We start from the raw sequence: 11858 nt of genomic DNA on the forward strand, positions 1-11858 counted from the left end.
ATGAAGGGTAAGACTAAGCGGCTATTGATCTTTTTTATTGCACTATTGGTTGCTAATCTGCTGTTTTTCTTTTTTGGCGGTAAGTCGGTTGGTGTGTCATTTAACGAGGAGAAGTTTATGATCAGAGACACAGCGAGCGTTGCAGCTGTGAGGATCAATGACCTCATGCTTGAACGATCCGGTGGATGGATGATCAACGCGGAGTATTCCGTAGACCAATCTTTGCGAGCTCTTTTGTTTTCTATTCTGAATAGGGTTCGGGTGCAGAAACCGGTAGACTTGCCACTGGAATCAGGTATTCAGGTACAAATCATCGGAGAAAATCCAATGGAGTTCACCGTCTGGGGAAATCCTACCAAGACAAGAACTTATTTTTCCATGAAAGATGAAGAGCAGGTTTATCAGGTGCAGATTCCAGGGTATAATGAGTACTTAGGTGCAATCTTTGAACTGAAAAAGGACCAGTGGAGAGACCGATTAGTGCTTAACGAGAGCTGGCGGACTATTCAAAAACTGGAACTCGATTACCAAGATGATCTCAAGGAAGATCTTGTCATTGCTTTCAATAAAGATTTCTTTAATGTAGAGGGTATTCAGCAGTTGGATTCCAATAAGGTGATCAATTATTTGAATCAGTTTCAATATTTTCAAGCTAACGAATGGGTAAGTAGGGGACGGTTTCAGAAGTACGACAGTCTTTCCACCATGCCTGCTCTCGCCACTTTGACCATCGAATCGATTAATTCAGACCTGCCATATCTTTTAGAAATCTACCCTCAGTTGCCTGGAGACCGTATTTATTTGGTTATGACCTATGATGAATCGCTCTTTGTGGTAGATGAGTCCCGAATGTCTGAAATCCTTTTACAGAATAAAGATTTTGAGCTATCAGACTGAGTTGAAAGGATATCTCCAAATCTCAATTTTTGTTCTTAAATTTGACGCCCAATTGAAATCTCGACGCGAATGAAATTTATAGTATCATCATCCTATCTACTTAAGCAACTTTCAGCAATCAATGGAGTAATCACCACTAATCCTGTGGTACCGATCCTTGAGAATTTCTTGTTTGAAATCAGTGATGGGACTTTGACGATCACGGCTTCTGACCTTCAGACCAGTATGATTACCGAACTGGAAGTGGAAGCTAAAGAAGATGGAAGCATAGCTATTCCTGCCAAAATCTTGTTGGAGACGTTGAGAAACCTGCCTGAGCAGCCAGTTACCTTTTCTATCGATGCAGACACTTATAGCATTGAGATCAATTCGGATAACGGTAGATACAAGCTCTCTGGTGAGAACGCCACAGATTTCCCGAAGATACCAACAGTAGCAGATGGCTACTCAGTGAATATGTCTTCTGGTGTGCTGGCACAGGCAATCAACAGTACCATCTATGCCACAAGTAATGATGAGCTGAGACCAGCCATGACTGGGGTTTACATCAAATTGGATGAGACGAATACGACATTCGTGGCTACAGACAGTCACCGATTGATTCGCTACAGAAGAGTGGATATCGCTTCAGATATGGCTCATAGCATGATCATTCCTAGAAAGGCATTGACACTGCTGAAAGCTACTTTGCCTTCTGAAAATACCAATGTAAATGTGGAATTCAATGCTTCTAATGCATTCTTCAGCTTCAATAATGTGAAGATGATCTGTCGCTTGATCGATGAGCGATTCCCAGATTACGAAAATGTAATTCCATCGGACAATGAGAACGCAATGAACATCAATAAAGCAGAACTGCTTAGTTCATTGAAACGTATCGCTATCTATGCTAACAAAACCACCCATCAGGTTCGTTTGAAAATCACCGGGAGTGAATTGATGATCTCGGCGGAGGATTTGGACTTTTCTAATGAAGCAAATGAAAGATTGTCATGCGAGCATGATGGAGAAGATATAGAAATTGGATTCAACGCGAAGTTTTTAATCGAAATGCTGACTAATCTTGATGCTCAAGAGATCACGCTTAAACTCAATGCGCCAAACAGAGCTGGGATCATCTTGCCAGTAGAGCAAGATGAAAATGAAGACATCTTATTGCTGGTAATGCCAGTTATGCTCAATAACTACGTATAAGACAACTGAAGCCGACCCATTTGGTCGGTTTTCTTTTCCGGGTAAAGATGACTAAATTTGTCATGAATAAATTAGTCAATCTATATGCTAGCTGATATACTTAAAGATGCCAGGGTCTTCAGTGGAATGAAAGCCCGTGAAATTGCTGTAAAGCTGGATGTGGATGCCACATTGATCAGTCGCTTTGAGAGTGGGGACAGAATGCCCACAGAGAGTCAGTTAGAAGAGCTCATTGCACTTTTGAATCTGGATTCAGAGAAGGTCAGGGCTGAATGGTTGGCTGACAAGGTGGTCAAACTGGTGCGGTATCAACCAGTGGCACGAGAGGCTTTGATGCTGGCTGAGAGCCGCATTGAATATCTCAAAGCATCCAAGGTTCACGAATTGCCTCAAATCAGCAATCATCTGCAACAACGCATTGTCTATGCAGATGGATTGAAATCCGAATGGCAATCCAAAAGACCTCTGAATATCACACAGCTCTACAAGATGAAGGAGTACTTTCAAATAGAAAATACGTTTGAAAGTAACCGCATAGAAGGCAACACGCTGACACTGCAGGAGACTCAACTGGTGGTAAATGAAGGACTGACCATAAGTGGAAAGTCTATGCGTGAACACCTGGAAGCTGTAAATCATGCAGATGCGCTTCAATTCCTGGAAGAGCTCGTGAGTAATCAAGGTGCGCTCAATCGGCGCAATGTTCTATCGCTGCATCAACTGATACTGAAGAGTGTAGATACTCAAAATGCAGGTGTCTATCGGTCGGTACCGGTCCGGATATCTGGTAGTCGTCATGAACCGCCGCAGGTTTATATGATTGATAAGTTAATGGAGGATTTCTTTGCATATTTTAAAACACATCGACGCAAAATCCACCCTTTGATCATGGCAGCAGAGGTACATGAGCGATTGGTGAGTATTCATCCCTTTATAGATGGCAATGGACGGACCTCTAGGTTACTTATGAATCTAGTGCTGTTACAAAATGGCTATACACTGAGTCATATTAAAGGAGATAATGAAAATCGTCTGGCGTATTACAATGCTTTGGAGCGAGTACAGTTGGATAACAATCCGGAGCCATTCTACCGACTGGTAGTGGAGGCTGCCATTCATTCATTGGAGGAACACCTCAAGCTTGTTTGAGGTGTTCTATTCTGAAAATTGACGGACAAGTCTTTTCAGACGTTTGATTTTGCGACCGTATATCAAATGAATGAGTAACGTGAAAAACAGTCCGACGATAATGATCATTATCCCAGAGACAACGATTACTGAAAGCATGAAATAAGGTGCTTCCAGTTGCTCAGGAGGTACCTGATTAGGAACATCTTCAACTATAGCTTTGATCATGCCGATCAAAAGTGATATCCAGATTACCACTTTATAATGCAGTAGGAAAAAACTCAGGTACCTGTAAAGTTTCTTTAAGCTGGTTTTGACATTTTCTTCGAAACTAAACCGTTTGATCTGTTTGATCAGAAACTGATAGTACACCAGGTAGATCAATGTGACGATCACGGCCAATGTACCCCACAGGTAGTCTTTATCAATGATCAAAAGATAATATACGAAGACCGGTAATGCAGCTACATTGATCCAAAATTCGATCGTTAGAATCACTCTGATCCAGAAAAGTGTCCCTTTAGATCTGGAGGAGATGGCTTTATCAATATCTAATTCAGGATTGGCATTAAGCTCTTTTCCTTTATCCCAAAGCGCTATGATATCAATCTCCTCAGCCATTGATCATCACCTTTAATTTGTCCTTAAGTCTGTTCACTTTCACTCCAACATTCGATACAGTTATCCCAAGAATATCACTTATTTCCTGGTAGCTTTTTTTCTCTAGATACAGAAGGATAATGGCTCGGTCACTTTCATTGAGCTGGCGAATCGCTTTGTAAAGCATTTCCACCTGCTCTCGCTCGGTATGGTCCACATCATCTTCTACATCCACATTTCTGATGGGTTCGGTATCAATCCTTTTTTTACGGTTGATAGCCAGGCATACATTGAGCGAAACACGGTATACCCAGGTAGATATTTTCGAGTTTCCTTTGAACTTCTGATGTGATTTCCAAAGCTGAATGGTCACCTCCTGTATCAGGTCCTTCAATTCTTCTTCATTCGCTGCATATGCTCTGCAGATATGGGTTATAATTCCCATATTTTCGGTCACGAATGATTTGAAGAAGGGTTCGGACACAACAGTAGGTTAGGTGATGGTAAGTGCGAGTTTCTTACAAAATATTTGCTATTTTTTTGCTTTTCGTTTGAAACCGCCTCTTTTCTTTTCTGGAGTCTTCTCGGCAAGTTCCTTACATTCCTCAAATGTCAAGTCTTCTGGTTTTTTATCTTTTGGGATTTTGACATTCTTCTTGCCAAACTTTATGTAAGGTCCATAGCGCCCATTAAGTACAAAGACCGAATCATCTTCATCGAAGGTTTTGATGTACTTGTTAGCATCCTGTTCCCGCTTTTCTAGTATCAATGCGATAGCTTCATCTTCTTTGATGCTCAACGGATCCTGCTCTGGTTTCAGCGAAACAAATTTACCCGCATGCCTAATGTAGGGGCCGTATCTTCCAACTGCAGCTGTCATCATTTCGCCTTCAAATTCTGCAATTTCTCTCGGTAGCTTAAAAAGCTCCAGTGCCTCTTCCAGGGTGATACTCTCGATTAATTGACCATGACGAAGACTCGCAAATTTTGGTTTCTCGCCACCGTTTTCTTCGTCTTCCATTTCACCTAGCTGCACGTAAGCACCGTATTTGCCTAGCTTGGCAATTACAGGTTTGCCTGTTTTGGGATCAGTGCCCAATTCGCGTCCAGCTTTGACTTCCGAGCGTTTGAGCTGTTCGGTGTCTTCAATTTTGCTATGAAATCCGCCATAGAAGGTCTTGATCATATCTCTCCAGCTAATCTTACCGTGAGCGATCTCATCAAATTCCTGTTCTACCTTGGCGGTAAAGGAGAAATCAATAACGTTGGGAAAATGCTCTACCAGGAAGTCATTGACTACCATGGCTGTATTGGTCGGGAAGAGTTTGTTCTTTTCCGCTCCTGTTATTTCAGTATTAGTTACCGTGTTGATCTCTCCACTCTGTAGCAGGACTTCACGGTATTTACGTTCGTGACCATCTCTATTCTCCTTCGCGATGTAGTTACGTTTGATCACAGTGGATATGGTAGGCGCATAGGTAGATGGTCGACCAATACCCATTTCTTCCAGTTTCTTCACCAGGCTAGCTTCAGTATATCTTGGTGGGTGTCTTGTGAAACCTTCTTTGGCTAGCATGCTCTTAAGGTCCAGAACTTGTCCTACATTAAGTGGAGGGAGCATTCCTGCTTGCTCTTCATCGTCCTCATCATCAGTAGACTCGATATACACTTTGAGAAATCCCTCGAATTTCACTACTTCCCCTCGAGCTACCAGCTTCTCCTCGTTGGTACTGATACCGATTGTTGCTGTTGTTTTTTCCAGTTGAGCTTCAGCCATCTGTGAAGCAATCGCACGTTTCCAGATTAGCTCATAGAGCCTGCTTTCTTTGTCATCTTTGCCAGCACTTAGTACTCCAAAGTTTGTAGGACGTATTGCTTCGTGAGCTTCCTGGGCTCCCTGACTTTTCGTTTTGAAGTGTCTTTCTTTGAAGAATTCTTCACCATAGGCTTTGGTAATTTCACCTTTTGCACTAGCTATGGCATCATTGGACAGGTTTACAGAGTCTGTTCTCATATAGGAGATTTTACCTGCTTCATATAGTTTCTGTGCTACAGACATTGTAAGTGCCACTGGAAAGCTGAGCTTTCTGCTGGCTTCTTGCTGGAGCGTAGAGGTGGTAAACGGTGGAGCTGGAGACTTCTTGGCTGGTTTGGTCTCCAGGTTTTCAATATTGAACTCAGCAGCTTTGCAGCTTTCTAAAAATGTTGTTGCTTCCTCTTCCGTGCTAAATTTCTTTGGTAATTCTGCTTTTAGGACTTTACCATTGCCCAGATCAAAGAGGGCTGTGATTTTGAAGCTAGAAGTAGCGGTGAACTGATCAATTTCTCTTTCCCTTTCTACCACCAGGCGAACGGCCACCGACTGTACTCTACCTGCTGATAGTCCAGCTTGAATCTTCTTCCATAGCACCGGAGATAGCTCGTATCCAACCAGCCTATCCAGAATTCTTCTCGCTTGCTGAGCATTGACAAGATCCTGATCTATACCTCTGGGATTTTGAATAGCGTTTTGAATAGCGTTTTTAGTGATCTCTCTAAAAACGATGCGTCTGGTTTTGGTGTCATCAAGCTCCAGCGCATGGTGTAAGTGCCAGGAAATGGCCTCTCCTTCACGGTCATCATCCGATGCAAGGAAGATTGTTTCAGACTCTTTGGCCAGTTTTTTCAATTCCTTGATGACGTCCTTCTTGTCAGAGGAAACTTTGTAGGTAGGTTCGAACCCATTTTCGATATCAATCGCAAAATCATCTTTAGGAAGATCTCTCACATGACCGTAAGATGATTTTACCTGGTAATCCTTACCCAAATATCCTTCAATCGTTTTTGCTTTCGCCGGAGACTCTACTATAACCAGGTTTTTTGCCATGTTCTAAAATTTTTAAGGCGGTAAATATCTTTAAATTTTATTAATTAACTAAAGAAATTGGACGGTCTACCTTGTGAAGGTATATTTAAGGATACCGTATTCGCTTAACACAATACTATTAAAATGGTTAAGAAACTTTTTCTGCTACGGCACGGTCATGCGGCTAGTGGATACAATATGAAAGACATGGAAAGACCGCTGACTGAGGTGGGAATAGAAGGGGTTACGTTACTTTCTGATAAACTAAACTCCATCAACTTTCAAGTGGATGAGTCCTTAATCAGCCCGTCCAGAAGGACCAGACAAACTGCTGACCTACTCCTGAAAAAGGTGGATTTAGGATCTGTGGAGTATGTAGACGGCATTTATGAGGCAAGCACTCAGAATTTGTTTGATATCCTTTGTACGGTCAAACCCTCTAGGCAGTCATTACTAATGATCGGTCACAATCCAGGATTTAGTTATTTGGTGGAATACTTAATTGACAGACGCTTTGCTGGTATGTCTCCGGGAGATATGGTGCAGATTCATTTTGATGTGGAAGGATGGAATGAAATCACTAAGGGTAGTGGTACCATAAAACCACTTTTCGAATGAAGGTCCTGATATGTCCCAACGCTTTTAAAGAATCACTTAGTGCTGAGGAGGCTGCTGAGGCCATCCAGAGAGGACTAAGAGAAGCCTCTGTGAGCATAGAAACTGCGCTTGTACCTATTGCGGATGGTGGAGATGGTTCTCTTGGAGTAATAGTCCGCTACCTGGGAGCAGAACTATACACTAGAAGTGTGGATGGTCCTTTGGAGCAAGAAGTGAGTGCCAGCTATGGATGGCATGATGAAGGAAAATTTGCCATCATCGAATTAGCGGAAGCTTCGGGTATCCGGCTTATCGATGAGCTGGACCCCTACAATGCCACCACTTATGGTACTGGGCAGCTGATTCAGTCAGCACTTTCACGAGGAGCCACACAGATATACCTAACTATTGGAGGGAGTGCTTCAGTGGATGGGGCATTAGGTATTTTGGCTGCTCTTGGGGTCAAATTTTATGATGGGAATGAACCTATTCAAAATCCAAAACCTTCAGATCTGCAGCGAATAGATCGTATGGATGCTGGAGTGGTTACAGAGATAGTGGATCAATGTAAGATTACTATTCTCTGTGATGTAACCAATCCTCTGATCGGTGAGAAGGGAGCTGCAGCGGTATTTGGTCCTCAAAAGGGCTGTGAAGAACGAGATGTGTATTGGTTCAATGATGCATTGAAAAACCTGGCGGATCTGGTAGAAGAATCGACCGGAAGGCATGTACATGACGTGAAGCATGGAGGTGCGGCAGGAGGTGTTGCTGCCATCCTACATGGACTTCTGCAAGCCGAACTCATTCCTGGTGCAGAAAAAATACTGGAATGGGCAGGGTTTGACAAAGAGCTGGGTACTTCCGATGTGCTCATTACTGGTGAAGGGCGAATAGATCAGCAGACCAATTATGGCAAAGGTCCCGGACTAGTGGCACGACTAGGTAAAGAAGCGGGTCTCAAGGTGATTGGACTTTCTGGTGGAGTGAATGCCGAGGTGGACCCAATCGAACATTTTGATGTAATCCTTCCTATCACAAACGGTCCTGTGACTCTGGAAGAGGCCATGAAGTTTACTTATCAGAATCTGGAACGAACTGCTTTTCAGTTGGGGAAACTACTGGTTGTTGACTGATTTAGTTGGTCCAGCAAAGACCGGAAACTCTCTGTATCATACTTGGCCATGCCATGGTTCTCTACCACCAGTTTCCCTGAGGGGGCAATCACATAAGTGGTCGGAATAGAATGGGTATCATAACTTTTTGGTAGTGATGATTCCAGAAAATAGACTGGCATTTCATAGCCTTTTCGCATGATAAAGTCTTTGGCTTTCTCTCTACTCTGATCCATGGAGATCATTACGAACGTTACTTCATTTCCCTTTTTCTGGTAGAGATCTTCTATGTCTGGCATTTCTGCAATACACGGCGGACACCAGGTAGCCCAGAAATTCAAAAATACGGTTTGACCTTCAAATTCCTCAAATACAACCTGTTCTCCTTTGATGTTGCTAAGATAAAAGCCATAATCCGCATATCGCTCTTCAGTTATTTTATCTGGCTGGATGATTCCTGTGGCTAGCAGACCTCTTTGCACCAGACCTATTGCTTCGGTATGTAATCCGGTGAAGTAAAGCGTGAGGCCTACGGTCACAAGAATCAGCCACTCAGTGAGTTCTCTTCGATAAGTCTTTTTCGCCATGATTCTTTATGAAAATTTATTCTTAGATTCCTAACGTAATCCTTTCTGATAAAATCCCAGAAATGATATTTTTGGCGCCCAATTGAAATCCATATGACAAATTACACAGCTAAGATAGCCCAAGAATTTTCGTTACAACCTCGCTTTGTTGATGCCACGATCAAACTTTTAGATGATGGGGCAACGGTTCCATTCATTTCTAGATATCGTAAGGAACTCACTGGCTCGATGGACGAAGTGGAAGTGGCCAATGTACGAGATCGATTGGCTCAGCTCAGAGATCTGGACAAACGAAGAGAGGCTATTCTAAAATCAATAGATGAGCAGGAAAAGTTAACTCCTGAACTGAAAGCGAAAATAGATGCGGCTGAAACGATGGCTGTGTTGGAGGATTTGTACTTGCCATATAAGCCCAAAAGAAAAACCAGAGCATCTGTGGCCAAGGAAAAAGGTCTGGAGCCACTGGCTAAGGTACTTTGGGAGCAAGGAGGAGTTCTTCCAGAGCAAGAAGCGGAGCAGTTCATTAGTGAAGAGAAGGGTGTGGAAGATGTCAATGCAGCGCTGCAAGGTGCGCGGGATATCATCGCTGAATGGATCAGTGAAGATGCGGATGCCAGAAAGAAGATTCGTGGATTGTTCAAATCTGAGGGAGTTGTCTCATCCAGAGTACTCAAGGGCAAAGAACAAGAGGGACATAAATACAAAGATTACTTTGAATGGGAGGAGAGTCTGAAAGACATTCCATCCCATCGTTTGCTAGCAATTAGACGTGGTGAGCGGGAAGGAATTCTTATGATGGACACTTCCATTCCGGAGGATATGGCATTTGATACCCTGGGACGGATGTTCGTACAAGGGCAAAACGCTGCCTCAGAGCAGGTGGAGATAGCTATGAAGGATTCTTACAAGCGCCTGATCAAACCAAGTATAGAAACAGAAGCTAGACTGGATAGTAAGAAAAGTGCTGATCTGGAGGCTATTTCTGTGTTTGCTGAGAACCTGAAGCAACTACTAATGGCAGCTCCCCTTGGTCAAAAGTCTGTAATGGCTATTGATCCTGGGTTTAGAACAGGATGTAAGCTGGTTTGCCTGGACCGCCAGGGCAAGCTTTTGGAGCATACGGCTATCTATCCGAACGAACCTAAAAAAGATATTCACACAGCTGGAGCAGTGGTGATGGCACTGGCTCAGAAGCACAATATCGAAGCAATAGCAATCGGAAATGGTACTGCCAGTCGTGAAACGGAGCAATTCGTAAAGAGCCTGGGATTGCCAAGAAACATCATTATTGCCATGGTCAATGAAAGCGGAGCTTCTATCTACTCAGCTTCAGAGGTAGCACGCGAGGAGTTTAAAGAATATGATGTCACAGTGAGAGGAGCTGTTTCTATCGGCAGAAGAATGATGGATCCTTTGGCTGAGCTAGTAAAAATAGACGCCAAATCTATTGGTGTTGGTCAGTACCAACATGATGTGGATCAGAATGAATTGAAGCACTCTCTCGACGATGTGGTAATGAGTTGTGTAAACGGTGTAGGTGTGGAGCTGAACACTGCAAGCAAGCAATTACTTACCTATGTTTCTGGTCTTGGTCCTCAGCTTGCAGAGAATATAGTGAAGCACAGAAATGAAAATGGTGCTTTTAAAAGTAGAGATGAGCTAAAGGCAATTCCTCGTTTGGGAGATAAGGCTTTTGAGCAAGCGGCTGGTTTCTTAAGAATCAAGGGAGCTGCGAATGTGTTGGATGAAAGCGCCGTGCACCCTGAGCGTTACGAGACGGTCAGTACCATGGCAAAAGATCTGGGCTGCTCAGTTGAAGACTTGGTGAAGGACAAGAACTTGAGAAGTCGCATCGACTTAAAGAAATATGTGACTGAAACTGTGGGACTGCCTACACTTAAAGATATTTTGGATGAGTTGGCCAAGCCAGGACGTGATCCACGTGAGCAATTTGAGGCATTTGCCTTCGCGGACAATGTACACGAAATCAGTGATTTAAGTGTAGGGATGAAACTTCCGGGGATTATTACCAATATCACAAAGTTTGGAGCGTTTGTAGATGTGGGGGTTCATCAAGACGGACTGGTTCATGTCAGCCATCTTTCAGATAGCTTTGTTTCAGATCCTGCGGCTGCTGTGAAGCTCCAACAGAAAGTAACAGTAACGGTGCTGGAAGTGGATGTGCCAAGAAAGCGAATATCACTTTCGATGAAGTCTGATCCATTTGGTAAACCAGCTCCAAAAAAGAAGAGAAGAGAAGAAAGAGAACCTGAAGGTGATCTACAAGCCAAGCTGGCAATGTTGAAAGGTAAATTCAATAACTAATTTGAAAAAAGGGATACTACATGTGATTGTGGTCATGGCGCTTCTTGCTGCTTGTGAAGATGAATACTTTCCGGAGGGGTTTCTTCCATATCAGGTAGAGTATATGCTTACCAATGACAGTAGTAGAACCTGGCTCGTCACAGGCTGGGAAGTGAACGGAGATCCAGTGGCCATGGCTTCTTGTTCTGACAGCCTTAGACTTGGTTTTGAAGTAATTACGAATGACTCCATCGCTTCCTATGAGCTACGCTACAATGCAGATTGCAGCCAGTTTGACACCACATCTATAGGAGCTCTTACGGCTTCAGGAAGCAATTCATTCACTGATTCGTTGTATTTTGAAAGGAGCAACGGCACTATCAGATCCATGTATGTGAAAGAACTGACATCTAGCAGACTTTCAGTTACTTATTCTCTAAATGGGAGTCTTGTTGATCAGTATCTAGTGCCCGAGAATTGATCAATAACCGGGCTTAGTGTGACATTTTGGGGTGATTAGTTAGCTCATACGGGGTGTTCATCGGTTTTTTTTGATTTTGTCAAGAGAAATAGGAACATTTGGGTATTAAT

At 43.1% G+C, this 11858-nt stretch carries 11 protein-coding genes; 7 read left to right on the plus strand and 4 right to left on the minus strand.

The annotated features are described in order from the left end of the window. The 3 genes from ACO067_RS18855 to ACO067_RS18865 all read left to right on the plus strand — a co-directional run bounded on the left by ACO067_RS18855 (position 1) and on the right by ACO067_RS18865 (position 3240). Positions 1 to 897: a hypothetical protein gene (locus tag ACO067_RS18855; RefSeq protein ID WP_421876972.1), complete on the plus strand. Its 897-nt coding sequence runs from the start codon at positions 1 to 3 to the stop codon at positions 895 to 897. Positions 898 to 966: 69 nt separating this feature from the next. Beyond that, positions 967 to 2091 carry a DNA polymerase III subunit beta gene (dnaN, locus tag ACO067_RS18860; RefSeq protein ID WP_421876974.1) on the plus strand — a complete coding sequence of 375 codons (1125 nt, stop codon included), beginning with the start codon at positions 967 to 969 and terminating at the stop codon, positions 2089 to 2091. 84 nt (positions 2092 to 2175) lie between these two features. Beyond that, positions 2176 to 3240 carry a Fic family protein gene (locus ACO067_RS18865; RefSeq protein ID WP_421876976.1) on the plus strand — a complete coding sequence of 355 codons (1065 nt, stop codon included), beginning with the start codon at positions 2176 to 2178 and terminating at the stop codon, positions 3238 to 3240. A gap of 6 nt (positions 3241 to 3246) precedes the next feature. Here the strand turns inward: ACO067_RS18865 and ACO067_RS18870 are convergent, their stop codons facing one another. Genes ACO067_RS18870 through topA form a run of 3 tightly spaced genes read right to left on the minus strand, consistent with a single transcriptional unit; the run spans position 3247 to position 6685 of the window. Beyond that, positions 3247 to 3840 (minus strand): hypothetical protein, encoded by a 594-nt coding sequence (locus ACO067_RS18870; protein ID WP_421876978.1) that lies wholly within the window; start codon positions 3838 to 3840, stop codon positions 3247 to 3249. Beyond that, positions 3833 to 4303, minus strand: coding sequence for a sigma-70 family RNA polymerase sigma factor (locus ACO067_RS18875; protein ID WP_421876980.1), 471 nt, complete (start codon positions 4301 to 4303; stop codon positions 3833 to 3835). The genes ACO067_RS18870 and ACO067_RS18875 overlap by 8 nt, the downstream gene beginning before the upstream one ends. A gap of 48 nt (positions 4304 to 4351) precedes the next feature. Continuing rightward, a complete protein-coding gene (gene topA / locus ACO067_RS18880) occupies positions 4352 to 6685 on the minus strand; it encodes a type I DNA topoisomerase (RefSeq protein ID WP_421876984.1) in 2334 nt (777 codons plus the stop codon). A gap of 123 nt (positions 6686 to 6808) precedes the next feature. On the opposite strand from topA, the gene ACO067_RS18885 reads away from it, so the two are divergent. Both ACO067_RS18885 and ACO067_RS18890 read left to right on the plus strand, forming a co-directional pair. Further along, positions 6809 to 7282, plus strand: coding sequence for a SixA phosphatase family protein (locus ACO067_RS18885; protein ID WP_421876987.1), 474 nt, complete (start codon positions 6809 to 6811; stop codon positions 7280 to 7282). Continuing rightward, positions 7279 to 8397: a glycerate kinase gene (locus ACO067_RS18890; RefSeq protein ID WP_421876989.1), complete on the plus strand. Its 1119-nt coding sequence runs from the start codon at positions 7279 to 7281 to the stop codon at positions 8395 to 8397. Before ACO067_RS18885 ends, ACO067_RS18890 begins: the two co-directional genes overlap by 4 nt. Here the strand turns inward: ACO067_RS18890 and ACO067_RS18895 are convergent. Beyond that, positions 8367 to 8963: a TlpA family protein disulfide reductase gene (locus ACO067_RS18895; RefSeq protein WP_421876991.1), complete on the minus strand. Its 597-nt coding sequence runs from the start codon at positions 8961 to 8963 to the stop codon at positions 8367 to 8369. The two genes, ACO067_RS18890 and ACO067_RS18895, sit on opposite strands and share 31 nt — an antisense overlap. A gap of 93 nt (positions 8964 to 9056) precedes the next feature. On the opposite strand from ACO067_RS18895, the gene ACO067_RS18900 reads away from it, so the two are divergent. Together ACO067_RS18900 and ACO067_RS18905 are read left to right on the plus strand one after the other, a co-directional pair. Next, a complete protein-coding gene (locus tag ACO067_RS18900; protein WP_421876993.1) occupies positions 9057 to 11288 on the plus strand; it encodes a Tex family protein in 2232 nt (743 codons plus the stop codon). A 1-nt stretch (position 11289) separates the two neighbouring features. Next, on the plus strand, positions 11290 to 11748 hold the full coding sequence (locus tag ACO067_RS18905; protein WP_421876995.1) for a lipocalin family protein: 459 nt from the start codon (positions 11290 to 11292) through the stop codon (positions 11746 to 11748). Positions 11749 to 11858 lie beyond the last annotated feature (110 nt).

Source organism: Marinoscillum sp., assembly GCF_965229915.1.
Classification (GTDB): Bacteria; Bacteroidota; Bacteroidia; order Cytophagales; family Cyclobacteriaceae; genus Marinoscillum.